Annotated in this window: 23 protein-coding genes; 9 read left to right on the top strand and 14 right to left on the bottom strand. The window is 72.0% G+C overall.

The genetic code is table 11. The features are described from left to right. Positions 1-12 precede the first annotated feature (12 nt). From FFT09_RS03440 to FFT09_RS03415, 6 genes are read right to left on the bottom strand one after another with little or no spacing between them, the layout of a single operon-like run. Positions 13-1,596 (bottom strand): FAD-dependent oxidoreductase, encoded by a 1,584-nt coding sequence (locus FFT09_RS03440; RefSeq protein ID WP_138381793.1) that lies wholly within the window; start codon positions 1,594-1,596, stop codon positions 13-15. Next, positions 1,596-2,327: a class I SAM-dependent methyltransferase gene (locus tag FFT09_RS03435; protein ID WP_244231198.1), complete on the bottom strand. Its 732-nt coding sequence runs from the start codon at positions 2,325-2,327 to the stop codon at positions 1,596-1,598. The genes FFT09_RS03440 and FFT09_RS03435 overlap by 1 nt, the downstream gene beginning before the upstream one ends. After that, on the bottom strand, positions 2,324-2,644 hold the full coding sequence (locus tag FFT09_RS03430; RefSeq protein ID WP_024874273.1) for a lycopene cyclase domain-containing protein: 321 nt from the start codon (positions 2,642-2,644) through the stop codon (positions 2,324-2,326). The genes FFT09_RS03435 and FFT09_RS03430 overlap by 4 nt, the downstream gene beginning before the upstream one ends. Next, positions 2,641-2,976, bottom strand: a complete 336-nt coding sequence (locus FFT09_RS03425; protein WP_024874272.1) for a lycopene cyclase domain-containing protein — start codon at positions 2,974-2,976, stop codon at positions 2,641-2,643. The genes FFT09_RS03430 and FFT09_RS03425 overlap by 4 nt, the downstream gene beginning before the upstream one ends. Further along, positions 2,976-3,986, bottom strand: a complete 1,011-nt coding sequence (locus FFT09_RS03420) for a phytoene/squalene synthase family protein (RefSeq protein ID WP_138381792.1) — start codon at positions 3,984-3,986, stop codon at positions 2,976-2,978. The genes FFT09_RS03425 and FFT09_RS03420 overlap by 1 nt, the downstream gene beginning before the upstream one ends. Positions 3,987-3,991: 5 nt before the next feature. Continuing rightward, positions 3,992-4,462: a hypothetical protein gene (locus FFT09_RS03415; RefSeq protein ID WP_138381791.1), complete on the bottom strand. Its 471-nt coding sequence runs from the start codon at positions 4,460-4,462 to the stop codon at positions 3,992-3,994. A gap of 81 nt (positions 4,463-4,543) precedes the next feature. Between FFT09_RS03415 and FFT09_RS03410 the strand changes: the two genes are divergently transcribed. The 6 genes from FFT09_RS03410 to FFT09_RS03385 all read left to right on the top strand — a co-directional run bounded on the left by FFT09_RS03410 (position 4,544) and on the right by FFT09_RS03385 (position 8,935). Beyond that, positions 4,544-5,014: an SRPBCC family protein gene (locus FFT09_RS03410; protein WP_081190693.1), complete on the top strand. Its 471-nt coding sequence runs from the start codon at positions 4,544-4,546 to the stop codon at positions 5,012-5,014. A 235-nt stretch (positions 5,015-5,249) separates the two neighbouring features. Beyond that, complete coding sequence (gap, locus tag FFT09_RS03405) at positions 5,250-6,254, top strand: type I glyceraldehyde-3-phosphate dehydrogenase (RefSeq protein ID WP_081190692.1); 1,005 nt, start codon at positions 5,250-5,252, stop codon at positions 6,252-6,254. A 10-nt stretch (positions 6,255-6,264) separates the two neighbouring features. After that, positions 6,265-7,467, top strand: a complete 1,203-nt coding sequence (locus FFT09_RS03400) for a phosphoglycerate kinase (RefSeq protein ID WP_176218230.1) — start codon at positions 6,265-6,267, stop codon at positions 7,465-7,467. Continuing rightward, on the top strand, positions 7,467-8,249 hold the full coding sequence (tpiA, locus tag FFT09_RS03395; protein WP_024874266.1) for a triose-phosphate isomerase: 783 nt from the start codon (positions 7,467-7,469) through the stop codon (positions 8,247-8,249). The genes FFT09_RS03400 and tpiA overlap by 1 nt, the downstream gene beginning before the upstream one ends. Before the next feature lie 60 nt (positions 8,250-8,309). Beyond that, positions 8,310-8,540, top strand: a complete 231-nt coding sequence (gene secG, locus FFT09_RS03390; RefSeq protein ID WP_024874265.1) for a preprotein translocase subunit SecG — start codon at positions 8,310-8,312, stop codon at positions 8,538-8,540. Positions 8,541-8,593: 53 nt separating this feature from the next. Then, on the top strand, positions 8,594-8,935 hold the full coding sequence (locus FFT09_RS03385; protein ID WP_138381790.1) for an RNA polymerase-binding protein RbpA: 342 nt from the start codon (positions 8,594-8,596) through the stop codon (positions 8,933-8,935). Between the two features lie 96 nt (positions 8,936-9,031). Here the strand turns inward: FFT09_RS03385 and FFT09_RS03380 are convergent, their stop codons facing one another. From FFT09_RS03380 to tkt, 8 genes are all read right to left on the bottom strand, one after another. Beyond that, the gene (locus FFT09_RS03380; RefSeq protein ID WP_138381789.1) at positions 9,032-10,243 is read right to left on the bottom strand and encodes a sensor histidine kinase; all 1,212 of its coding nucleotides are present in this window, start codon (positions 10,241-10,243) and stop codon (positions 9,032-9,034) included. 135 nt (positions 10,244-10,378) lie between these two features. Beyond that, the gene (pgl, locus tag FFT09_RS03375) at positions 10,379-11,173 is read right to left on the bottom strand and encodes a 6-phosphogluconolactonase (protein ID WP_138381788.1); all 795 of its coding nucleotides are present in this window, start codon (positions 11,171-11,173) and stop codon (positions 10,379-10,381) included. Next, on the bottom strand, positions 11,170-12,306 hold the full coding sequence (gene opcA, locus FFT09_RS03370) for a glucose-6-phosphate dehydrogenase assembly protein OpcA (protein ID WP_138381787.1): 1,137 nt from the start codon (positions 12,304-12,306) through the stop codon (positions 11,170-11,172). Before opcA ends, pgl begins: the two co-directional genes overlap by 4 nt. Then, positions 12,303-12,629: a hypothetical protein gene (locus tag FFT09_RS03365; protein WP_244231197.1), complete on the bottom strand. Its 327-nt coding sequence runs from the start codon at positions 12,627-12,629 to the stop codon at positions 12,303-12,305. The genes opcA and FFT09_RS03365 overlap by 4 nt, the downstream gene beginning before the upstream one ends. Continuing rightward, positions 12,626-14,155, bottom strand: a complete 1,530-nt coding sequence (zwf, locus tag FFT09_RS03360) for a glucose-6-phosphate dehydrogenase (RefSeq protein WP_138381786.1) — start codon at positions 14,153-14,155, stop codon at positions 12,626-12,628. The genes FFT09_RS03365 and zwf overlap by 4 nt, the downstream gene beginning before the upstream one ends. Beyond that, complete coding sequence (locus FFT09_RS03355) at positions 14,152-15,768, bottom strand: glucose-6-phosphate isomerase (RefSeq protein ID WP_081190686.1); 1,617 nt, start codon at positions 15,766-15,768, stop codon at positions 14,152-14,154. Before FFT09_RS03355 ends, zwf begins: the two co-directional genes overlap by 4 nt. After that, positions 15,768-16,889 (bottom strand): transaldolase, encoded by a 1,122-nt coding sequence (gene tal, locus FFT09_RS03350; RefSeq protein WP_024874258.1) that lies wholly within the window; start codon positions 16,887-16,889, stop codon positions 15,768-15,770. Before tal ends, FFT09_RS03355 begins: the two co-directional genes overlap by 1 nt. 104 nt (positions 16,890-16,993) lie before the next feature. Continuing rightward, on the bottom strand, positions 16,994-19,087 hold the full coding sequence (gene tkt / locus FFT09_RS03345; protein WP_081190685.1) for a transketolase: 2,094 nt from the start codon (positions 19,085-19,087) through the stop codon (positions 16,994-16,996). Between the two features lie 375 nt (positions 19,088-19,462). On the opposite strand from tkt, the gene FFT09_RS03340 reads away from it, so the two are divergent. The 3 genes from FFT09_RS03340 (at position 19,463) to FFT09_RS03330 (ending at position 23,616) form a co-directional block, all read left to right on the top strand. Further along, entirely contained in the window at positions 19,463-20,452 is a 990-nt protein-coding gene (locus tag FFT09_RS03340) for a heme o synthase (protein ID WP_024874256.1), read from the top strand. A gap of 142 nt (positions 20,453-20,594) precedes the next feature. Further along, positions 20,595-23,006, top strand: coding sequence for an ATP-binding domain-containing protein (locus FFT09_RS03335; protein WP_138382037.1), 2,412 nt, complete (start codon positions 20,595-20,597; stop codon positions 23,004-23,006). A gap of 10 nt (positions 23,007-23,016) precedes the next feature. Continuing rightward, complete coding sequence (locus FFT09_RS03330; protein WP_081190684.1) at positions 23,017-23,616, top strand: FKBP-type peptidyl-prolyl cis-trans isomerase; 600 nt, start codon at positions 23,017-23,019, stop codon at positions 23,614-23,616. The last annotated feature ends 41 nt before the right edge of the window (positions 23,617-23,657 follow it).

The following is a 23,657-nucleotide window of genomic DNA, read 5'->3' as shown; positions in this document are numbered from 1 at the left end:
GGCCTCCTCGGCTCAAACCGGCAGCCGCGACCCGGGCCGGGTGTCCCGGCCCGGCCCGAGGCGGGCGGCCAGTGCTCGCAGCACGGCGCTGCGGCCTCGCGTCGGCACGGTCAGCAGGTCGTGGCCGGCCACACCCCATCCGGCCAGCAGGTGGTTCGCCGCGGCCAGCCCCGTCGTGGCGGCACGCTCCATCAGCGCCACGGGCAGATCCACCCGGATGCCGTCGCCCGCCAGCGCCAGGTTCGGCACCGGAGTGGCGACGGTGGGCCGGTGCGCGAACCCGCCGGGCGGGAACAGCGGGCAGTCGGCGCGCCACACGACCTCCTCCGCCACGGCACGGGCCTCCCGCGTCTCCGGATAGACCTCCCGCAACCGCTGCCACAGCCCGGCACGGGTGCGCTGCCGCACCGGGTCCTGGTCTCCGCCGTCGACGGCGTAGGCGTGCAGTTCGACCACGGAGCCGCCGCTGCGGCGCGACCACGCCGCCGCGTCGGTGTCGTAGCGGTCGAGCACGCTCACGTTGTCCAGCGGCGCCCGGCCGCCGGTGGCGAGGAAGGCGGGCCGCTCGGGGGCGACGGGGCGGTCGAGCCACGCCCGCAGCACGCAGAACGGCGGAGCGGTGGGCGCCGCCGCGATCCGGTCCCGCCACCACGGCGGGCCGAGTCCGGGCGACGCCGCCACCAGTGACCGCAGCGACGGCAGATCCGTCGCCAGCACCACGGCGTCCGCGTGCGTGACCCGCTCGGCGTCGCGCACCCGCAGTCCCGTGCCGTCCGGCTCCACCCCGTCGACGGCCACGCCCGTGCGCACCGTGACCCCGAGCCGGGTCAGGTGAGCGGCGAGCGGGTCCCACAGGGCGTGGAAAGGCGTGCGCGGCACGTCGAACAGCAGGCCCTCGGAGGAGCCGAGGAAGTACAGGTGGAACATCACCGCGAGTTCGGCCGCGGACAGGCGTTCGGGCGGGGCGAAGAAGCTGCGCGAGAACACGTCGAACGCGAGGTGCCGCGCGGGCTCGGGGAATCCGACCCGGTCGAGGAACTCGCGTGCGTCGCAGGAGTCCAGTGCCTGATAGGTCTCCGGCACCCGCACGTCGGTCAGCGGCAGCGCGGCCCTCGGCGACAGCCCCAGCATCCCGCGCGCGCCGAACGTGGGGCTGCGCAGGGCGAAGGCCAGCGCGTTCCACGGTGGTGTGCGGGGCAGGCCCCGGAAGCGGTCCACGCGGCCACCGGCGTCCACCAGCGGGTAGTCGGGGACCGGCCGGAACACCGACAGCTCCTCGTCGGCGCGGGCCAGCAGCGCCCTGAGGTTGTAGTACTGGCGGAAGAAGGCGTGGAAACCGCGGCTCATGCCGGTGCGGGTTCCGTCGGGCAGCCGGACGGTCCAGCCGCCCACCCTGCCGCCGAGGAACGGTTCGCGCTCGACGAGGTCCACGCCCACCCCGCGTTCGGCCAGTGCGGTGGCGGCGGCCAGCCCGGCGATCCCGCCGCCCACCACGACGGTTCTGCGATCCGGCCCGTCCGGCTCGCGCGCGTCGCGCCGCCCTCCGGGTGCCGGCACCCGCTGCCGTCGAGGGTCGCGACCCAGGGGCGCGCCCATCAGCGTGCCCTTCGTGCGGCCACGGTGTGCAGGATGCCGCGCTGCCAGCCGCGCGCCGAGTGGTGGCGCACGGCCGTGAAGCCCGCCGCGCGCAACCGGTTCCGCAACCGGGGAGGGGAGTCGAACTCCCGCACGCTGCGCCACAGGTACCGGTAGAGCTGCGAGTCGCCCGCCGTCATCCGCGCCGCCGGTACGATCACCGAGCCGCACACCGCGGTCCAGACCAGCCGGGGCACGACGTGGCCGGTCAGGGCGTAGTCGTGGACGACGAGCACCCCACCGGGCCGCAGCAGCTCCCGCAGCGCGAGCAGCGTCGCGTCCGGGTCGGGGACGTTGCGCAGCAGGTAGGCGGCGAACACGGCGTCGAACGGGCCGCGCACCGCCGAGGTGGGCAACGAGTCCACGGGCGCGTGCGCGAACCGCACCGTGGAGGGCCACGTCTTGCGTGCCGCTTCGGCCACCATGCCCGCCGAGGCGTCGACGCCCACCACCTCGGGATCGGGCAGGACCGCGAGCAGCGCCCTGGTCGAGGCGCCCGTGCCGCACCCGGCGTCGAGCACCCGCGCGCCGGGGCCCACCGCACCGGCCACGACGCGCGCGGCGGAACGAAGGTGTGCGTGGTAGCCGGGATTGAGCCCCACCAGGCGGTCGTAGCCGTCGGCGGCGTGGTCGAAGGCGGCGGGCACGTGGTGCCGCGACAGCACCGCCGCCCCGGCCGGGATCGTGGTCAAGACCGGGTCTCCTTGCGTTCGTGTGCGGTCCAGGCCAGCAACGTGGCCGTGATGAGGCTGAAGCCGAACAGGAAGTCCTCGACCGGGATGTCCAGCGGGAAACGCAGCCCGAGATGGTGCGCGGGGTCGTACACGACCACCGGTGCGTCGAGCTTGGTGAGCCAGCCGTCCACCGGAACCTGGAAGGCGAGCACGATCGCGACGGTGATCCAGTACGACCGGCGCCGGAACAGCCCGGTGCGAAGCCAGGCCAGCTCCACGGCCACCACCACGAACACCGACAGCACGGCGGGAAGGGTGTAGCCGATTCCGCTCACGTGCGCTCACCGACCCTGATCCTGCGTACCGTCTCGAAAGTCAGCAGCGCACACAGCGGGATCGTCACGAAGAACAGCACCTCCTCCACCGGAAGGCCGGGAGCCACGAGCACCCCGAGGGTGTACACGCCGCTGATCTCCCACACCCCGGCCGCGATGGCCACCACGTCCCACACGAGGAACAGCGACGCGGGAGCGAGCGCGACCGCCAGGCGGCGTGGCCTGCGGTAGACCCGTGCGCCCGCGACTTCGAGCGGCAGGGTGACGGCGAGGCACGCCACCAGTGCGAGCAGGTAGTGCCACTGGTCGGGCACGAACGAGGGAAGCGCCATCAGCGCCACCCCTCCGTCGCGCCGGCGGCGGGCCCGGCCGTGCCCCGGAGCGGCGGAGCCTGGCGAGGGGATGCCGCCCAGGTCCGGACCACCGTGCGCGCCGCGAGGGCCAGCCGCGTGGGTACGGCCACGACGGCGCGGCCCGCGAACACGTCGTAGCCTGCCTCCGCGATCACGTCGAGGATGCGTGAGTACAGCGTGAACGCCGTCGCCACGCACGGGCGCGACTCGGGCCGCAGCTGTGCCACCCCCGCCCACGCCACCCGGTAGCGGGCCCGGGTGCGCTCCACCTGGTCGGCGATGGCCGCGCGCGCCCGGGGATCGGCGTAGCCGGTCCGGTGGCACCACTCCAGCAGGTCTCGGTCCACCCCGTGCGCGGCCAGCTCGTCGGCGGGGAGGTAGACGCGCCCCCGGTCCAGGTCCTCGGCGACGTCGCGGAGGAAGTTGGTGAGCTGGAACGCCGACCCGAGCGCGGCGGCCCGCGGCGCGGCCTCGGCCTGCTCGCCCACGGTGCCGAGGACGGGCAGCAGCTGCAACCCGATGACCTCGGCCGAACCGTGGACGTACTCGTCGAGCGCGGCCCGGGTCGGGTACTCCGCGGTGGTCAGGTCCATGCGCATCGAGCGCAGGAACCGGGAGAACAGGCTCGGGTCGATGCGGTAGCGCCGCACGGTGTCGGCCAGCGCCGCCAGCACGGGGTGGTCGCTGTCGCCGTCGGCCAGAGCCTGCCGCGCGGCGGTGTCGAACGCGCCGAGCCGCGCGGTGGCCTCGGCGACGGTCAGATCACCGTCCACGATGTCGTCGGCGTGGCGGGCGAACCCGTACAGCGCGTGGACCGCGGGCCGCCGCGAGGCGGGCAGCAGCCGGGTGGCGAGGAAGTAGGTGCGCCCGTGGGCCGCGTTGAGCCGCCTGCAGCGCGCGTAGGCCGCCCGCAGCCGCGGGTCGCTGATCCCGGCCGCCGTCAGCTCCCTGCGCGTGAGCGGGCTCGCGGTCGGCTCACCGTGCTCCATCCCCGTCACCGCGCCGAGCGCGAGGCCGACGAGGCAGCGGAGGCCGCCGGTGCTCCGTGTTCCGCGGGGTCCGCCTCGTGCCCCGGCTCTCCCCGGGTGCGCCGGGCGCGCTTGAGGCTCGCCTCGAAGGCGTGCCGCTGTCCCGGTGTCAGCGCCCGTGCCCGCGACACGAACCCGGCGAACACCTCGTAGTAGGTGTCGTCGTAGTCCTCGACGACCTGGTAGGTCCAGCGACCGGGCAGCACGTTGCGCCCCACCAGTTCCCGGTCGAGCCGTTCCGCCAGTTCGGTGTGCCCCGCGTCGCGCAGCAACCCGGCCGCCTCCTCCAGCGCGAAGTCGGCGGTCCCGGTGAGCCGGTGGAACGCATACAGATGCCCCCGTGCCTCCTCCACCACCTCGAACGCCTCCGTCAGCTTCCCCACGGCCCGCACGGTCGCGGTGTCGGGCTCGGTGCCGGGCTCGGATGTGTGTGTCATGCGCGCCCGGGTACCCGCAGTGCGGCATGGTGATGCGCGCCGAGATCCGGCGCCGCGACATGCGCCGAGGAGGTGGTGTGAGTGAGCACGGTGATGAAGGCCGTCGACGTGGAGGTCCCCCTGTCCACCGCGTACAACCAGTGGACCCAGTTCGAGTCGTTCCCCGAGTTCATGGAGGGGGTCGAGCAGGTCCGCCAGCTCGACGACACGCACACCCACTGGGTCCTGCAGGTCGGGGGAATGACGCGGGAGTTCGACGCGACGATCACCGAGCAGCATCCCGACGAGCGGGTCGCGTGGACGTCGGACTCCGGTCCCCAGCACGCCGGGGTGATCACGTTCCACCGGCTCGGCGCGAACCGCACCCGGGTGACGGCGCAGATGGACATCGACCCCGAGGGTGTGCTGGAGAAGGTGGCGGACAAGTCCGGGCTGCTGGAGAAGCGCATCGACGGCGACATGCACCGGTTCAAGACCTTCATCGAGCGCCGCGGCAGCGAGACCGGCTCGTGGCGCGGTGACGTGGACACGCCGCCGACCGCGCGCTCGTAGCCCGTTCACGACGCGGCCCGGAGCCCCGGACGCTCCGGGCCGCGTCCCACATTCCGGGAGCCGCGAGGGTGTTGTGACCCGGACTTCTTAATCGATTCGCCTGTTCGGCGGGGGTGGGCCGCATCTCCTGCCGGGGTACTCGGATACTCGCTGGCCAGCACGCTAGGGTGGCTGGTGAACCCGACGAAGTGTCAGCCCGGCCACGGCCGGGCCGAACCCCGAGGAGAGCAGAGCAGTGACGGTTCGCGTAGGCGTCAACGGCTTCGGCCGGATCGGCCGCAACTTCTTCCGTGCCGTGCAGGCCGGCGGTCACGACATCGAGGTCGTCGCGTTCAACGACCTGGGTGATGTCGCCACGATGGCTCACCTGCTCAAGTACGACAGCATCCTGGGACGACTGGACGAGGAGGTCTCCGTCAGCGACGAGGGCATCGTCGTCGGCGGCAAGACCATCAAGGCGCTCGCCGAGAAGGACCCCGCCAAGCTGCCCTGGGGCGAGCTGGGCGTCGACGTCGTCGTGGAGTCCACCGGCTTCTTCACCAAGGCCGAGGCCGCCAAGGCGCACCTCGACGGCGGAGCGAAGAAGGTCATCATCTCCGCCCCGGCCAAGGGCGAGGACCTCACCGTCGTCCTCGGCGTCAACGACTCCGCCTACGACGGTTCGCAGCAGATCATCTCCAACGCGTCCTGCACGACGAACTGCCTCGCCCCGCTGGCGAAGGTGCTGCACGACGAGTTCGGCATCGAGCGTGGCCTCATGACCACGATCCACGCCTACACGGCGGACCAGAACCTGCAGGACGGCCCCCACAAGGACCTCCGTCGCGCCCGCGCCGCCGCCCTCAACGTCGTGCCGACCTCCACCGGCGCCGCCAAGGCCATCGGCCTGGTGATGCCGGAGCTCAACGGCAAGCTCGACGGCTACGCGCTGCGCGTCCCGGTACCCACCGGCTCGACCACCGACCTCACGGTGACGCTGGCGAAGAACGTCTCCCTTGACGAGATCAACGCCGCCTACAAGGCCGCCGCCGAGGGCCCGCTCAAGGGCATCCTGCGCTACAGCGACGAGCCGATCGTGTCCTCGGACATCGTCACCGACCCGGCCTCGTGCATCTACGACGCGCCGCTGACCAAGGTCATCGACAACCAGGTCAAGGTCGTCGGCTGGTACGACAACGAGTGGGGCTACTCCAGCCGCCTCGCGGACCTGGTGACGCTCGTCGGCTCCAAGCTGTCCTGACGACATGGCGGTGAAGACTCTCGACGACCTGCTCGGCGAGGGCGTGTCCGGTCGGCGCGTGCTGGTGCGCGCCGACCTCAACGTCCCGCTCGACGGGGACCGGATCACGGACGACGGCCGCGTGCGGGCCGCGCTGCCCACCCTCCGCAGGCTGACGGAGGCCGGGGCGCGCGTCGTCGTGGCGGCACATCTCGGCAGGCCCAAGGGCGCGCCCGACCCGGCGTACTCGCTGCGCCCGGTCGCCACCCGGCTCGGCGAGCTGCTCGGGACCGAGGTGACGCTGGCGGGCGACGTGGTCGGCGAGTCGGCGCGCTCCGCCGTCGGCGCGCTCGGCGACGGCGGCGTGGTGCTGCTGGAGAACGTACGCTTCGACGCCAGGGAGACCAGCAAAGCCGAGGCGGAGCGGGCCGGACTGGCCGCGGAGCTGGCCGCGCTGGTGGGCGAGGACGGCGCGTTCGTCTCCGACGGCTTCGGCGTCGTGCACCGCAAGCAGGCGTCGGTCTACGACGTCGCGCGCGTGCTGCCCGCCTACGCGGGCGGGCTGGTGCTGGCCGAGCTGGAGGTACTGCGGACGCTCACGGGCGACCCGCGGCGCCCCTACGCGGTCGTGCTCGGCGGCTCGAAGGTGTCGGACAAGCTCGCCGTCATCGAGGCGCTGCTGCCCAAGGTCGACCGGCTGCTCGTGGGCGGCGGGATGTGCTTCACGTTCCTGGCCGCCCAGGGACACGGTGTCGGTTCCTCGCTGCTGGAACAGGACATGGTCGACACCTGCCGGAGGCTGCTGGCCGAGGCGGGTGACAAGCTCGTGCTGCCCGTGGACGTCGTGGTGGCCGACGCGTTCTCCGCCGACGCCGCCACCCGGACGGTGCCGGTGACCGGCATCGAGGACGGGTGGCTGGGCCTCGACATCGGGCCCGAGACGGTGGCCGCGTTCGGAGCGGCCGTGCGCGACGCGGGCACGCTGTTCTGGAACGGCCCGATGGGTGTGTTCGAGCTGGCGCCGTTCGCGGAGGGCACCCGGGCGGTGGCGTCGGCCATCGCCGAGTCGGAGGCGTTCAGCGTCGTCGGCGGCGGGGACTCGGCCGCCGCGGTGCGCGTGCTGGGCCTGCCCGAGGACGGGTTCTCCCACATCTCCACCGGCGGCGGCGCCTCGCTGGAGTACCTGGAGGGCAAGGACCTGCCCGGCGTCGCCGTGTTGAGTGAGGAGCGCTGATGGCCCGCAAGCCGCTGATCGCAGGCAACTGGAAGATGAACCTCAACCACCTCGAGGCCATCGCCCTGGTGCAGAAGATCGCGTTCTCGCTGCCGGAGAAGTACTACGCCAAGGTCGACGTCACGGTGCTGCCGCCGTTTACCGACATCCGCAGCGTGCAGACGCTGGTCGACGGCGACAAACTCCTGCTCACCTACGGGGCGCAGGACCTCTCGCCGCACGACTCCGGCGCTTACACCGGCGACGTGTCGGGGCCGATGCTGGCCAAGCTGGGGTGTACCCACGTCGTCGTCGGGCACTCCGAGCGGCGCCAGTACCACGAGGAGACCGACGAGGTCGTGAACAAGAAGACCCGCGCCGCCCTCAAGGCCGGGCTCACTCCCATCGTGTGCGTGGGGGAGAACCTGGACGTGCGGGAGGCAGGCGGTCACATCGAGCACACGACCTCGCAGCTCATCGCCGCACTCAAGGGCCTCAAGGCCGAGCAGGCCGGTGACGTGGTGGTGGCCTACGAGCCCGTGTGGGCGATCGGCACGGGCCGCGTCGCCACCCCGGCCGACGCCGAGGAGGTGTGCGCCGCCCTGCGGTCGGCCCTGGCCGAGAAGTACGGTGACCTCGCCGAACGGGTGCGGGTGCTCTACGGCGGTTCGGTCAAGTCGGGCAACGTCGCCGAACTCGTCAAGTGCGACAACATCGACGGCGCGCTCGTCGGAGGGGCCAGCCTCGACGGCGAGGAGTTCACCAAGCTGTGCGCGCTGGCGGCCGGTGGCCCGCTCCCGTGACGTCGGCGGGGTTTGCGCTACCCTGGTAGCGCCCGCCACACGCAGTACACAGAGGATGACATGGAACTGTTCCTGCAAATCTTGTTGATCGTCACCAGCGTGTTGCTCATCGGCGCGGTGCTGTTGCACCGGGGCCGGGGCGGCGGGCTGTCGTCCCTGTTCGGTGGCGGGACGCAGTCGAGTCTGTCGGGATCGAGCGTGGCCGAGAAGAACCTCGACCGCATCACGCTCGGTCTCGGGGCGGTGTGGGTGATCGCCATCGTGGGGCTCGGCCTGCTGGTGAAACTCTGATCGACGCTGGCGTGCGGATAGCGTGCGTCAACTCTCTGGTGGGGTGAGTATTCATGGTTGGCGGTAACGCGATTCGAGGCACGCGGATCGGGGCGGGCCCGTCCGGTGAGACGGAGCGTGGGGAGTCCGCTCCGCGCCGTCGGATCTCGTACTGGTGCGCACACGGGCACGAGTCGCGGGTGTCGTTCTCGATGGACGCGGAGGTTCCGGAGGAGTGGGACTGCCCGCGCTGCGGACTGCCCGGTGGGCAGGACGAGGCGAATCCTCCCGCGGCTCCCCGGACGGAGCCGTACAAGTCCCACCTGGCGTACGTGAAGGAACGCCGCAGCGACGCCGACGGCGAGGCGATCCTGGCCGAGGCCCTCGAACGGCTGCGCCGCCGTCGCGAGGGCTGAGCGTCCACCGGGTCCGTTCGCCGCGAAGGCCACCTTTCCTGCATCAGCCGCAGGGAAAGGTGGCCTTCACTATCACAGGAAAAATGGCCTTCGCGGTCAATCGAACGGATAGCGGGCGAGCACGCGGAAACCGCCGTCGGCGGTGGCGCCCCGCTCGAACGTGCCACCCAGCAGCTTGGCTCGTTCGGCCAGTCCGGCGAGGCCGTAGCCGCCGCCGTTGGGCAGTGCGGGGTTGCGGCGCGCGCGGGGCCGGTCGTTGCGGACCTCGACGCACACCGTGTCGCACGTGGCGCTCACCTGCACGAACGCGGTCGCGCCGGGGGCGTGTTTGCGGACGTTGGTCAGGGCCTCCTGCACGGTGCGGTAGGCGGCGGCCGACACCGGCGGTGACAGGGTCGTCGGCAGGTTCTCCACCGTGACCCGCACCGGCACACCGGAGTGACGCACGAGGTCGTCGAGGTCACTCAGGTCCGCCTGGCTCGCCATGTCGGCTCCGGCTCGCAGCACACCCACCAGCCCGCGTAGTTCCTCCAGCGTGCGGGTACTGAGTGTGCGGATGGTGTCGGCCGTCTTGCGCGACTCCGCGTCGACTTCGGCGGCCGACAGCACGCCGGCCTGCATCGCGATGAGCGTGATGTCGTGGGACACCACGTCGTGCATCTCCCGTGCGAGTCGCGCGCGTTCCTCCGCCCTGACCGCCTGGGTGTGCAGCTGCCGTTCCCGGTCGCGGCTCTGGGCCAGTTCGCTCAGCCGCGCGGCGAGTTCGGACCGCGCGCCGATCAGCAGGCCGATGGCGACCGGCATCCCGGCCACGATGACGCCGTAGATGGCGTCGAGGATGTGCATGCGCCAGCCGAGTTCCGCGAACTCGGAGAACGGCCACAGCACGAACCTGCTCAGCCACACCAGGCCCGCGCCGACCCACATGTGCCAGTGGAACTGCTTGCGGCGCGCCAGAGATCCCAGCGCGAACATCGCGGCCAGTTGCGCCCAGCCCGCGAAGAACCCGGGCACCGCCAGCACCACCGCCGTGAACGGCAGCTTGCGGCGCAGCAGCAGGGCCACGCAGCTCGCCGCGGACAGGTAGATGGAGTACGACGGCGCCTCCTGCGGAATCACCAGCCACACGTCGAGGACGGCGATGACGACGAAGGCGAGATCCGCCCCCACTCCCCGCAGAGCCCGGTGTCTCGAAAAGATCCGGGACAGACCGGCAAGTCCTGCGGTGCCCTCCCGCGGTGGGTCCGCGGTCCCCGTGCCAGGGCCGGTGACCGGGACCCCGGCGAGGGAGATTCCCTGTGTGGTCATAGTTCGACCTCTCGTCTTGTGGACTCGACACAGAGAGGTTTCTGTGGGGGCGTAGACCAGCGCAACCCCTGGGCCGTGTGCGGTTGCAACGAAACGTGCCGGACACGTCGCCGTCAGCGACCCGAAACGGGAGTGTCAGCGACGAATCGCCCTGCTCGCGGCAGCCCGGTCGAGCAGCCACACGGTCCGGCTTCTGCCCTGCGCGCCCGCAGCCGGGAGGCTGATCTCGTCGGCCCCGCCCAGCGCCAGCGCCACCGCGTCGGCCTTGCTCTCGCCCGCGGTGAGCAGCCACACCTGCTCGGCCGCGCGCAACGCGGGGAAGGTGAGCGACAGCCGGGTCGGCGGGGGCTTGGGACATTCCCGTACCGCGACGACGGCCGCCCGGCTCTCCTCGGCAGCGGGGGACGACGGGAAGATCGACGCGGTGTGACCCTCGCCACCGACCCCCAGTAACAGGACGTCGAACGCGGGCACCTGGGCCGCGCCGGTGGCACCGCCCGCCGCACGGGCGTCGGCCGCCAGGACGGCGGCGTAGCCCGCGGCGGCGGCGTCCGGGTCGTCGCCGAACTCACCGTCGGAGGCCGGCATGGGATGCACGCGGGCCTCGTCCACCGCGACGTGGTCGAGCAGCGCCGCCCTCGCCTGCTTCTCGTTGCGCTCGTCGTCGTCGGCGGGCACGAACCGCTCGTCGCCCCAGTAGACGTCGAGGTTCGACCAGTCCACCGCGTCGCGGGCGGGGCTGCGCCGCACCTGGTCCAGCACGGCGATGCCGGTGCCGCCCCCGGTCAGGACCACCGAGGCCGACCCGGTCCGGGCCTGGACGTCCGCCAGCGTCGAGATCAACCGTGCGGCGGCGGCCGCCGCGAGCACGTCGCCGTCCGGATGCACCACCACGGTGGGCTCGTGGTCGCGCGTCTCAGTGCCGCTCATGCGTTCGCCTCCGGGGTGGTGTTCGCCTTGCGGCCCCGCGACGTCGTCCGCTTCGACGCGCCGGCCTTCGACGCGCCTGCCTTCGACGCGCCTGCCTTGGCCGCGTTTGTCTTGGCCGCTTCTGTCTTGGCCGGCGCGGCCGCCGAAGGTTTCGCCTTCGCCGCCTTCGTCGCCTTCGCCGTCGCTGTGTCCTTGCGGCCACCGGACGGCGGGCGTGCGGGTGCGAGTTTGGACAGTCCGCGCAGGGACGCCTCGTACACCTCGTCGGCGTCGAGCCTGCGCAGTTCCTCGACCAGGCAGTCGCGGTTGTCCCTGCGCTGCAGGGCGACCCGTCGCGTCGGCTGCCCGGGCTGTGTGAGCGTGCCGGTCTTGCCGTCGGGCCGGTACAGCTCGATCGCGCCCGACGGCCGCTCCAGCCGCACCGCCACGATGCCCTGCGCCTCCGAGGTCTTGATGCGCTTCACCGGCACCCGCAGGTACTCGGCCAGCCACCCGGCCAGCAGCTCGGTCGACGGGGAATCCGCCTCCCCCCGCACCGACGCGCCCGTGACTCGTTCGTGCGGAGGCAGGTCCAGCGCCGCGACCAGTTGGGCTCGCCAGTTCGTCAGCCGCGTCCACGCCAGGTCCGTGTCACCATCCACATAGGACTTACTGCGGGTGGTGAGCGCGCGGATGGGGTTGGCCTCCGCGGCCGAGTCGGTGATCCGTCGCTGGGCGAGCTGGCCCAGCTGGTCCTCGGACGGCGACTTCGGTCCCTTGCCGGGCCACCACGTGACGGTGGGCGTGTCCGGCAACAACAACGGCACCACCGCGCTGCGACCCTGGTTCGCCAACGGGCCGTACAGGCGCAGCACGATGACGTCGCTGGCGCCCGCGTCGCCGCCCACCCGGATCTGGCCGTCGATGCGCGGCGCGGCCGTGCGCGCGCCCTTCGCCACCACGATCACCCGGGACGGGTGTTCGCGACTCGCCTCGTTGGCGGCGTCGACGGCGTCCTCAAGGTGGTCGTCGTCCTCCGCCGCGATCACCAGCGTGAGCACCCGCCCCAGGGCCACCGCGCCGCCCCGCTCGCGGATCTCGACGAGTTTCTTGTTCAACTGCGACGTCGAGGTCGACGGCAGATCGATGATCATCGAAGTCTCCTGTGTTGAGCCAGGGTGTCCGTGACGGACGCCTTCGGTGCCTTGCGGGGCACCCGCACCCGGTCGGCGTCCGTGATGGCCCGGCGAGTGTCCGTCACGGACGCCTTCGGTGTTGTGCGGGGCACCCGTACCCGGTCGGCGTCCGTGATGGCCCAGTGAGTGTCCGTCACGGACGCCTTCGGTGTTGTGCGGGGCACCCGCACCCGGTCGGCGTCCATGACGGCCCAGTGAGTGTCCGTCACGGACGCCTTCGGTGTTGTGCGGGGCACCCGCACCCGGTCGGTGCCCATGACGGCCCGGCGAGTGTCCGTCACGGACGCCTCCAGTGACGGCCCGTGCGGTTCAGCATCTCCCTCGCCGACGGCGGACCCCACGAGCCGGGCTCGTAGGGTTCCGGTGTTCCGAGCTTCGCCCAGTGCTCCAGCACCGGGTCGAGGATGAGCCACGACAGCTCGACCTCCTCGTTGCCGGGGAACAGCGACGGCTCGCCCAGCAGGACATCGAGGATCAGGCGCTCGTAGGCCTCCGGCGAACTCTCCGTGAACGCGTGGCCGTAGCCGAAGTCCATCGTGACGTCGCGGACCTCCATGAGCGTTCCCGGCACCTTGGACCCGAATCGCAACGTCACGCCCTCGTCCGGCTGCACGCGGATCACCAGCGCGTTCTCGCCCAGTTCCTCGGTGGACGTCGAGTCGAACGGCAGATGCGGTGCCCGTTTGAAGACCACCGCCACCTCGGTCACCCTCCGGCCGAGCCGCTTGCCCGAGCGCAGGTAGAACGGCACGCCCGCCCACCGGCGGTTGCGGACCTGCAACGTCACGGCGGCGTAGGTCTCGGTGGTGGACGCCTTCGAGAACCCCTGTTCCTGATGCAGGCCCGGCACCTTCTTGCCGCCCTGCCAGCCGCCGGTGTACTGGCCGCGCGCCGTGGTCTCGTCGAACGGCCCTTCGGCGGTGGTGGCGCCGAGCACCTTCACCTTCTCGGCGCGCAACGCCTTCGGGTCGAACGACACCGGCTCCTCCATCGCGGTGAGCGCGAGCAGCTGCAGCAGGTGGTTCTGGATCACGTCCCGCGCGGCGCCGATGCCCTCGTAGTAGCCGGCGCGCCCGCCGAGGCCGATGTCCTCGGCCATCGTGATCTGCACGTGGTCGACGTGCTGCGCGTTCCACAGCGGTTCGAACAGCTGGTTCGCGAAGCGCAGCGCCAGGATGTTCTGCACCGTCTCCTTGCCGAGGTAGTGGTCGATGCGAAACACCGACTCCTCGGGGAAGACGTCGTTGACGACGGCGTTGAGTTCCTTGGCGCTGGCCAGGTCGTGCCCGAACGGCTTCTCGACCACGACGCGGCGCCAGACGTCCTCACTGGAGTCCGCCAGTCCGCACCGCGCGAGCTGCTTGGTCACCACCGGGAACGCCCACGGCGGGATGGAGAGGTAGAACGCGGTGTTGCCGCCCGTGCCGCGCTCCTCGGTCAGCTCGCGCACCGTCGCGGCGAGGTTGTCGAAGGCGTCGTCGTCGTCGAACGAGCCCTGCACGAACCGGATTCCCTCGGCCAGCCGGTTCCAGACCGACTCGCGGAACGGGGTCCGCGCGTGCTCCGCCACCGCGTCGTGAACCTGCTGGCCGAAGTCCTGGTGCTCCCAGTCCCGGCGGGCGAAACCGATCAGGGAGAACCCGGCGGGCAGCAGGCCACGGTTGGCGAGGTCGTAGATCGCGGGCATGAGCTTCTTGCGCGACAGGTCACCGGTGACCCCGAAGATCACGAGACTCGACGGCCCCGCGATCCTCGGCAGGCGCTTGTCCCGGGGATCGCGCAGCGGATTGGTCCAACCTTGCCTCATCGCGTGAGCTCCTGTACAGCGCGGACCACGTCGGCCAGTCCCGCGGCCCGGTCGGTGAGGTGCAGCCGCAGGACGGGCCTGCCGGTGTCGGCCAGGACCTGCGCGTCACCGAGTGCCTGCGCGAGCTGCAACGTGCCCAGGGTGTAGGGACGGCCCGGCACGGCGACGTCCTCCTCCACAGCTCCCGTGAGCTGCAGGAAGCTGCCGTTGCGGTGGCCGCCCTTGTGGTACTGGCCGGTCGAGTGCAGGAACCGCGGCCCCCAGCCGAAGGTCGTCGGTATACCGGTCCGCCGGGCGATCTCGCCTCGCACCAGTGAGGCGGAGGCGTCGTCGAGCCGGTCGAGGTAGGCCTGCACGGCGAGGTAGCCGCCGTCGGCCACTCCGCCGGCGAACTCGCGCAGGACCTCGCCCAGCGTGCCGCGCGCCGCGGCGCCGAGGCTGCCGTAGACCTCGACGGCGCCGATCACGGCGGCCGGTTCCTCGCTCGCGGTCAGCGCCTGCGGGTTGTCCAGCAGCGTCCTCGCGGCCTTCTTCGCGGCCTCGACGTCGGGCTGGTCGAACGGGTTGATCCCCAGCAGCCTGCCCGCCACCGCGACGGCGTACTCCCAGAGCAGGAACTGTGCGCCCAGCGGACCGGTCGTGGCCACCGCCGCGACGTCGTCGGCCGGTCCCACCGCGACCGCCGTGGCGGTGGCGTCCGCATCGGTGTAGCCGGGAGCGTGCGGGCCCTCCACCACGACCGGCAGCAACCCGGTGCCCTGCTTGCCCGTGGATTCCGCGACGAGCTGCTCCGCCCAGTCGCCGAAGCCGGTGATCCCGGAGCCGGTGTCGGCCAGCACGACCTTCTCGGCTCCGGCGTCGTGGGCGGCGCCCAGCGCGGCGGCCAGCCGCAGCGCCGGGTTGTCCGGTGAGTCGGCGGCCAGCTCGTCCGCCAGCAGGGCGGCCTGGTCGAGCAGCCGGGCGACGTCGGCGCCGGCCAGCCCCGCGGGGACGAGACCGAACGCGGTGAGCGCGGAGTAGCGGCCACCGACGTCCGGATCGGCCAGGAAGACGCGGCGGTAGCCCTGCGACTCGGCCAGCTCGGCCAGCGCCGAACCCGGGTCCGTGACGACGATCATCCGGCTCGCGGCGTCGATGCCGGAATCGGCGAACGCCTCGGCGAAGACGCGCCGGTGAGTGTCGGTCTCGACGGTCGTGCCCGACTTCGACGACACCACCAGCACCGTGCGTTCCAGGTCACCCGCGAGCGCGTCCGCGACCTGGCCGGGGTCGGTGGTGTCGAGCACCGTCAGTGCCACGCCCTCGGTTGCGGTGATCACCTCGGGCGCCAGGGAGGAGCCGCCCATGCCCGCGAGCACGATGCGGTCGAGGCCCTCCGAGCGCAGCTCCGCGCGCAGCGCCTCGATCTCGCCGATGAGCGGCCGGGAGCTCTTGTGCAGCGTGGTCCAGGACAGCCGGATGGCGGCCTCGGACTCCGCGTCCGGGCCCCACAGGGTCGCGTCCCGCGCCGTGAGCCTGCTCGCCACGCGGTCGGACACCAGCGAGTCGAGCCTGTCGCGGGCGGCTTCGGCCAGGCGGGGATCGACGATCTCGACGGTCGTCCGCTCCGCCATCAGCCCTGCGCCTTCGCCGAGTCGAGCTGGCCCTTGACGGTGTCGAGCAACTCGGCCCAGGACTTGTCGAACTTCTCCACACCCTCGTTCTCCAGGGTGAGGAAGACGTCGGTGATGTCGATTCCCGCCGACGACAGCGAGTCGAACACCCGCTGCGCCTCGGCGGCGCGACCGGTCACCGTGTCGCCGCTGATCTCGGCGTGGTCGGCGGCGGCCTCCATCGTCTTCTCCGGCATGGTGTTGACCGTGCCCTCGACCACCAGCTCGTCGACGTAGCGGGTGTCGGAGTACTCCGGGTTCTTCACGCCCGTGGACGCCCACAGCGGGCGCTGCGGGTTGGCCCCGGCCTCCTTGAGCGCGGCCCAGCGCTCGCCCGCGAACTTCTCCTCGAAGGCGGCGTAGGCCAGGCGGGCGTTGGCGATCGCGGCCTCACCGCGCAGGGCCAGCGCCTCGTCCGTGCCCAGGGCCTCCAGCCGCTTGTCCACCTCCGCGTCGACGCGCGACACGAAGAACGAGGCCACGGACTCGATGCCCGCCAGGTCGTGCCCGTTGGCCCGTGCCTGCTCCAGCCCGTCGAAGAACGCGTCGATCACCGCACGGTAGCGCTCCACCGAGAAGATCAGCGTGACGTTGACGCTGATCCCGTCGGCGAGCGTGCGGGTGATGGCGGGCAGGCCCTGCTCCGTGGCCGGGATCTTGACGAAGATGTTGGGCCGGTCCACGGTCTTCCACAGTTCGGCCGCCTCGGCCACTGTCTTGCCGGTGTCGCGGGCCAGGCCGGGGTCGACCTCGATCGACACGCGGCCGTCGGTGCCGCCGGTGCCGGTGTAGACGTCGCGGAACAGGTCGGCGGCGTCGCGCACGTCGCTGGTGGTCAGCTCGCGGACGGCCGCGTGGACGTCCGCGCCGCGGGCGGCCAGGTCGCGCAGCTGCGCGTCGTAGGCCTCGCCCTGCGCCAGCGCGCCCGCGAAGATCGTCGGGTTGGTGGTGACCCCGACGACGTGCTTGTCGCGGATCAGCGAGGCCAGGTTGCCCGAGCGCAACCGCTCGCGCGACAGGTCGTCGAGCCAGATCGACACCCCTGCCTCGGACAGTCGGGCCAGCCGGTCGGTGTTGCCCATGACGTCATCCCTCTCAACGTTTCGACTTGTCGCGGGCGGGGGCGCCGCGAGCCTGTCGCGGCCGTCACCGCGGCGCCCCGCCCGCCTGACGGTGGTGTCCGGAGTCAGCTCCCGCCCAGCGCGCGCCGGGCGGCCGCCACCACGGTCTCGGGAACGAACCCGAACTTCTCGAACAGCGTGTTGTAGTCGGCCGAGGCGCCGAAGTGCTCGATCGACACGATCTCGCCCGCGTCGCCGACGAAGCGGTGCCACGGCTGCGCGATGCCGGCCTCGACGGCGACCCTGGCCTTCACGGTGGGCGGGATGACCGCGTCCCGGTAGGCCTGGTCCTGCTGGTCGAACCACTCCACACACGGCATCGACACCACGCTGGTGGGCACGCCCTCGGCTTCCAGCGTCTCCCGCGCCCGCACCGCGAGCTGGACCTCCGACCCGGTGCCGATCAGCACGACCTCCGGCGAGCCGTTCGACGCCTCCGCCAGCACGTAGCCGCCCTTGGCGACGCCCTCGGCGCTGGTGCCCTCGAGCACCGGCACGTTCTGCCGGGTCAGGGCGAGTCCGGTGGGGGCGTGGGCGTCCTCCAGCGCCGCCTTCCACGCGGCGGCCGTCTCGTTGGCGTCGGCGGGGCGGACGACGTTGAGCCCGGGAATGGCCCGCAGCGCGGCCAGCTGCTCGATCGGCTGGTGGGTGGGGCCGTCCTCGCCGAGACCGATCGAGTCGTGGGTCCACACGTAGACCACCGGAGCCTTCATCAGCGCCGCGAGCCGCACCGAGGGCCGCATGTAGTCGCTGAAGATGAGGAACGTGGCGCCGTAGGGGCGCGTTCCGCCGTGCAGCGCGATGCCGTTGAGGATCGCGCCCATCGCGTGTTCGCGCACGCCGAAGTGCAGGTTCCTGCCGTACGGCTGGGCGGTGAACATGCCGGTGGACGCGCTCGCCGGTCCGAACGAGTCCGAGTTCTTGATGATGGTGTTGTTGCTCTCGGCCAGGTCGGCGGACCCGCCCCACAGCTCGGGCAGCACCTCGCCGACGGCGTTGAGCACTTCACCGCTGGCCTTGCGGGTGGCGATGCCCTTGGCGTCGGGCTCCCAGCTCGGCAGCTTCTCGGCCCACCCGGCGGGCAGCGTGCGGGTGCGCAGCCGGTCGGCCAGCTCCTTGCGCTCCGGGTTGGCCTGCGCCCAGGAGTCGAACGCCTGCTGCCACTTCTCGCGCGCGGTCCTGGCCCGGTCCCCGGCGGCGCGGGTGTGGCGCAGCACGTCGGAGTCGATGTGGAAGTGGGCCTCGGGGTCGAAGCCCAGCGCCTCCTTCACCGCCGCGACCTCGTCGGCGCCCAGCGCCGCACCGTGGGCCTTGCCGGTGTCCATCTTGTTCGGCGCCGGGTAACCGATCACCGTGCGCAGCAGGATGAACGAGGGCCGGTCGGTCTCGGCCTTGGCGGCCGCGATCGCCTTCTCGAACGCCACGACGTCCTCGCCGCCGTCCACGACCTGCACGTGCCAGCCGTAGGCCTCGTAGCGCTTGGCCGTGTCCTCGGACAGCGCGATCGAGGTGTCGTCCTCGATGGAGATCTTGTTGTCGTCGTAGATGACGACGAGGTTGCCCAGTTCCTGCCTGCCCGCGATCGACGACGCCTCGGAGGTCACGCCCTCCTCGATGTCACCGTCGGAGGCGATCACGTAGACGTCGTGGTCGAACGGGCTCTGCCCGCGCGGGGAGTCCGGGTCGAGCAGGCCGCGCTCGCGCCGGGCCGCCATCGCCATGCCCACCGCGTTGGCCAGGCCCTGCCCCAGCGGTCCCGTGGTGGTCTCGACGCCCGGCGTGTGCCGGTACTCGGGGTGCCCCGGGGTGGCCGAGCCCCACCGGCGCAGCTGCTTGAGGTCCTCCATCTCCAGCCCGTACCCGGCGAGGAAGAGCTGGATGTAGAGCGTGAGGCTGCTGTGGCCCGCGGACAGCACGAACCGGTCCCGCCCCGGCCACTCCGGGTCGGCGGGGTCGTGGCGCATGATTCGCTGGAACAGCGAGTAGGCCACCGGCGCCAGGCTCATGGCGGTGCCGGGATGCCCGCTGCCGCAGTGCTCGACGGCGTCGGCCGCCAGCACGCGGACCGTGTCCACCGCGCGGGTGTCCAGGTCCGTCCAGTCGGCCGGGTAGTTCCGGCGCAACAGTGGGTTGTTCTCCGTAGCGGCGATGTCCGACACTGACTCGGCTCCCTGAGGTCTCGCGCGTTGCTCTGGTTTCTTGCCCGGTTACCCGGAGGCGGCCGTCACCGACGGATCTTAATCGATCAGGAACCCGCTGTGCTCGTCGTCTCAGTACGTGGCGCACGGGTCCGGTATCGGGAACGGGAACCGGCGCCGGACACCCGGCCGGTCCGACGGCCAGCCTAGTCCACGCGCCGTCACCGGTCAGTGATCACGGCGGTGGGGACGGTGTGCCGCGCGGGGCGTGACGGCGGGTGACGTGGATCCCCTGGGCGGGTGCCGCTCGGCGGGTCGCGGGCGCGCTCTACTACGATTCGTCACGGTATCGCGTCCAGGTCGACGCGCGAGGAAAACCATGGCACAGGGAGCGAGATGTCGTTGGTGAACGCTGCGCACACCCCACACGGGCGCAGTGAGCACACCAGCGCCGTGCATCCCACTGGCGAGCCCGCAGCCGGTGGCCGGCGAGGTCTGCGTGAGGTCATCGGCGCGTACGCCGCGCTCGCCAAGCCGAGGGTCATCGAACTCCTGCTCGTCACCACGATCCCGGCGATGTTCCTCGCGGGCCGCGAGATCCCGTCGCCGTGGCTGGTGCTGGCCACGCTGCTGGGCGGCACGATGGCCGCGGGCAGCGCCAACGCGCTGAACTGCGTCATCGACGCCGACATCGACCGCGTGATGAACCGGACCCGGCGGCGCCCCCTCGTGCGGGACTCCGTGCCCAGGCGGGGCGCGCTCGTGTTCGGCGTGACGCTCGGCGCGGGGTCCTTCGCGCTGCTGTACGCCACCGTGAACCTGCTCGCCGCCGTGCTCGCGATCGTCACGATCCTCTTCTACATCTTCGTCTACACGCTGGTACTCAAGCGGCGCACGCCCCAGAACGTGGTGTGGGGCGGTGCGGCGGGATGCATGCCCGTGGTCATCGGCTGGGCCGCCGTGCAGGGCACCGTCGAGTGGCCCGCGTTCGTGATGTTCGGTGTCATCTTCTTCTGGACGCCGCCGCACACCTGGGCGCTCGCGATGCGCTACCGCGACGACTACGAACGCGCGGGCGTGCCGATGCTGCCCGTCGTGGCCACCCCGCTGCACGTGGCAAAGCAGATCGTCGTCTACTCGTGGGTGATGGTGGCCTGGACGCTGCTGCTGGCGCCCGCGACCAGCTGGCTCTACGCCACCTTCGCCGCGCTCGCGGGCGTGTGGTTCCTGTTCTACGCCCACCGCCTGTACGCCGCCGTCGCCCGGGGCGAGAAGACCAAGCCGATGGCGCTGTTCCACCGGTCCAACACGTACTTGATGATCGTGTTCGTCGCGCTGGCCGTGGACGCCGCGATCGGGCTGCCCGTGCTGGGCCTGCCGTTCTGAGAATCCGCGGGCGGCACCGGATGGTGTGAGGGCGGGAATTCCGCGTGAGCCGCGTTCGTTATGCCTCGGCCAACTCGTCCCTCGACCGTGAAAGTGGGTCGCCTTGTCCGTGTCCCCGCACCATCGGGAACCCGACAGCACGATGACCGCCGAGCCGACCGAGCTCGCCGCCGAGCAGCGTTACGTGTCGTCCCTGTACGAGCGTCTCGACGCCGAGCGCGACCTCGCCGACCGCAGGTTGACCGAGGCGTTGCGCAGCACGGGGGGACCACCGCAGGCCGCCGCCGAACGGGAGGCGGCCACCGCGACCTACAGTGACCGGCTCGCGCAGCTCAAATCCGTGGAGCAGGGTCTGTGCTTCGGCAGGCTCGACTTCTCCGAGGGACACGACGGCGACTCGCCGATCTACGTCGGCAGGGTGGGGCTGTTCGACACCGAGGACGACTACCGGCCGCTGCTCGTGGACTGGCGCGCGCCCGCCGCGCGGCCGTTCTACCTCGCCACGGCCGCCTCACCCGAGGGCGTGCGGCGGCGCAGGCACCTCCGCACACTCAGCCGCCGGGTCGTCGGCCTCGACGACGAGGTGCTGGACCTCGCCGCGGGTGAGCACACCGACCACCTCGGACTCGCGGGCGAGGCGGCGCTGCTGTCCGCGCTCGAACGCAGGCGCACCGGCGAGATGTCCGACATCGTGGCGACGATCCAGGCCGAGCAGGACGCCATCATCCGTGCCGAGCCCTCCGGGGTCCTCGTCGTGCAGGGTGGGCCCGGCACCGGCAAGACCGCGGTCGCGCTGCATCGTGCCGCCTACCTGCTCTACACGTACCGGCGGCAGCTGACCAGCCGGGGCGTGCTCGTGGTGGGCCCCAACAGCACCTTCCTGCGCTACATCGGGCAGGTGCTGCCGTCGCTGGGCGAGACCGGGGTGCTGCTGGCCACCGTCGGTGAGTTGTTCCCCGGCCTGTCGGCCACGGGCCTCGACACGCCCGAGGCGGCGGAGATCAAGGGGCGCATCGGCATGGCCGACGTGCTGGCCAACGCGGTCCGCGACCGGCAGCTCGTACCCGACGACCGGCTGGAGGTGCCGGTCGAGGGCGGGGAGGTGCTGGTGCTCGATCGCGCGACGTGCGAGCGCGCCAGGGCGAAGGCGCGCGACACGCTGCGGCCCCACAACGTCGCGCGCCGGGTGTTCACGGAGCGCCTGCTCGACGTGCTGGCCGACCAGTCGGTGTCGCGGCTGGAGTCCCGTGTGCTCGACGACCTGCCGGACATCCCGCTGGCCGCCGACGAGGTGGATGGCGGCCCGATGCTCGACGCGCGCGACCACGCCACGGTCCGGCAGGAGCTGGCCGAGGACCCCGCCGTGCGCGAGGCACTGCAGTCGCTGTGGCCGAAGCTGACGGCGCAGGAGCTGCTGAGCGACCTGTTCACCTCGAAGGAGCGGCTGGAGTCGGCCACGGCGGGTGTGCTGGGCGGCGACGAGTGGCGCTCGTTGCTGCGCGCGCCGGGAGCGTGGTGGACGCCCGGCGACGTGCCGCTGCTCGACGAGCTGGCCGAACTGCTGGGGGAGGACGACACCGAGGCGCGCGCCCGCAGGGAGCGGCAGCGCCGCGAGGAACGCGCCTACGCCGAGGGCGTGCTGCATGTGCTCGAACAGGACGAGGAGATCCTCGACGAGGAGGTCGTGCGGGTGCGCGACGTGCTCGACGCGGAACTGTTGGCCGAGCGTCAGGAAGCGAGCAGCGGCCTCACCGCCGCCCAGCGGGCGGCACTCGACCGGTCCTGGACGTTCGGGCACGTGATCGTCGACGAGGCGCAGGAACTGTCGGCGATGGACTGGCGGTTGCTCATGCGCCGCTGCCCGAGCCGGTCCATGACGCTGGTGGGCGACGTGTCGCAGACGGGCTCGGCCGCCGGGACCTCGGCGTGGGGCGATGTGCTCCGGCCCTACGTCGACGACCGGTGGCGGCTGCGGGAGCTGACGGTGAACTACCGCACTCCCTCGGAGATCATGGAACTGGCCGCGGCGGTGCTCGCCGACATCGATCCGGAGCTGTCGGCGCCGGTGTCGGTCCGCGACGCGGGTGTCTCCCCGTGGCAGCGCCGGGTGCTCCCCGGCACGGACACCACGGAAGCCACGGACGCCACGGACGCCACGGCGGCGGCGCTCGCGGCCGAACTCCCTTCGCTCGTGACCGAGGAACTGGCGACGCTGACCCGCGAGCGTGGCGGCGGCACGCTCGCGGTGCTGTGCCCCGCGTCGCTGGAGGGGCGCGTTTCGGCGGAACTCGCCGGGATGCGGGAGGCCGCGGGCCTGGACGAGGCGGGGGAGAACCCGAGGGTGTCGGTGCTGACCGTGGACCGGGCGAAGGGGCTGGAGTTCGACGCCGTCGTCCTCGTGGCGCCCCACGAGATCGTCGCGGCGTCGTCCCGGGGCTCCAACGACCTGTACGTGGGGCTGACCCGGGCGACGCAGCGGCTGGGCATCGTCCACACGGCACCGCCGCCGCCCGCTCTCTCAGGCGCGCAGAAGCCCTCGTCGGCGGGCGGATAAGGTGTCAGCCATGCGCAACGCTGGCAAGATCATGACCGTGGCGGCCGTCGCCGCGGCGCTCGCGGCGTGCTCGCCGCCGAACGAGCAGCCTTCCGACCTGCCGCCCGGTGCGGACCCCACCCCCTCCCAGGCCGCGCAGCAGCCCTCGCCGTCGGCCGAGCAGCAGGGCGGTCAGGACCAGAACCGTGAGCCCTGCACCGCCGAGGACGTCGAGGTCACGCAGTCCGCCGCGGGGGAGGGCTACGAGGTGAGCGTCCCGCAGGACTGCACGGCGCCGACCGAGCTGCTCACGCGGGAGCTGCAGGCGGGAACGGGCCCGGCCGCCGCCGAAGGGGATCAGCTCGACGTCGACTACTCGGTCATCGGGTGGTCGGACGGCGAGGTGAAGGAGACCTCGTTCGGCGAGCTGGGCACGCTCAGCGTCCAGCTCGGTGACGACGACCCGCAGTTCACGGGGTGGAACGAGGCGATGCAGGGCGCGCAGGAGGGGACGCGGCGCCTGATCATCGTTCCCGAAACAATGGGATTCGCGCAGGAAAGCGTCAACCCGCTGGCGGAGGAGACCCTCGTGGTCGTGGCCGAGGTCGTGGGGATCGACCCGCAGCCGTGACGACTCCGGTGCGTCGTGGGCGGCCGAGTGCCCGCTCACGA

Origin of the sequence: Saccharomonospora piscinae, from assembly GCF_005862235.1 — a bacterium.
GTDB lineage: Bacteria > Actinomycetota > Actinomycetes > Mycobacteriales > Pseudonocardiaceae > Saccharomonospora > Saccharomonospora piscinae.
The sequence above is the reverse complement of the archived record's forward strand: the minus strand, read 5'-3'. Positions and strand labels throughout refer to the sequence as shown.

Bases quoted from the DNA above. Each gene is read 5' to 3' on its own strand.
- FFT09_RS03440 (WP_138381793.1), bottom strand. From the start codon at position 1,596: ATGGGCGCGCCCCTGGGTCGCGACCCTCGACGGCAGCGGGTGCCGGCA.
- FFT09_RS03425 (WP_024874272.1), bottom strand. From the start codon at position 2,976: ATGGCGCTTCCCTCGTTCGTGCCCGACCAGTGGCACTACCTGCTCGCA.
- FFT09_RS03420 (WP_138381792.1), bottom strand. From the start codon at position 3,986: ATGGAGCACGGTGAGCCGACCGCGAGCCCGCTCACGCGCAGGGAGCTG.
- FFT09_RS03415 (WP_138381791.1), bottom strand. From the start codon at position 4,462: ATGACACACACATCCGAGCCCGGCACCGAGCCCGACACCGCGACCGTG.
- tpiA (WP_024874266.1), top strand. From the start codon at position 7,467: ATGGCCCGCAAGCCGCTGATCGCAGGCAACTGGAAGATGAACCTCAAC.
- secG (WP_024874265.1), top strand. From the start codon at position 8,310: ATGGAACTGTTCCTGCAAATCTTGTTGATCGTCACCAGCGTGTTGCTC.
- FFT09_RS03385 (WP_138381790.1), top strand. From the start codon at position 8,594: ATGGTTGGCGGTAACGCGATTCGAGGCACGCGGATCGGGGCGGGCCCG.
- FFT09_RS03380 (WP_138381789.1), bottom strand. From the start codon at position 10,243: ATGACCACACAGGGAATCTCCCTCGCCGGGGTCCCGGTCACCGGCCCT.
- pgl (WP_138381788.1), bottom strand. From the start codon at position 11,173: ATGAGCGGCACTGAGACGCGCGACCACGAGCCCACCGTGGTGGTGCAT.
- opcA (WP_138381787.1), bottom strand. From the start codon at position 12,306: ATGATCATCGATCTGCCGTCGACCTCGACGTCGCAGTTGAACAAGAAA.
- zwf (WP_138381786.1), bottom strand. From the start codon at position 14,155: ATGAGGCAAGGTTGGACCAATCCGCTGCGCGATCCCCGGGACAAGCGC.
- FFT09_RS03355 (WP_081190686.1), bottom strand. From the start codon at position 15,768: ATGGCGGAGCGGACGACCGTCGAGATCGTCGATCCCCGCCTGGCCGAA.
- tal (WP_024874258.1), bottom strand. From the start codon at position 16,889: ATGGGCAACACCGACCGGCTGGCCCGACTGTCCGAGGCAGGGGTGTCG.
- FFT09_RS03340 (WP_024874256.1), top strand. From the start codon at position 19,463: ATGTCGTTGGTGAACGCTGCGCACACCCCACACGGGCGCAGTGAGCAC.
- FFT09_RS03335 (WP_138382037.1), top strand. From the start codon at position 20,595: ATGACCGCCGAGCCGACCGAGCTCGCCGCCGAGCAGCGTTACGTGTCG.
- FFT09_RS03330 (WP_081190684.1), top strand. From the start codon at position 23,017: ATGCGCAACGCTGGCAAGATCATGACCGTGGCGGCCGTCGCCGCGGCG.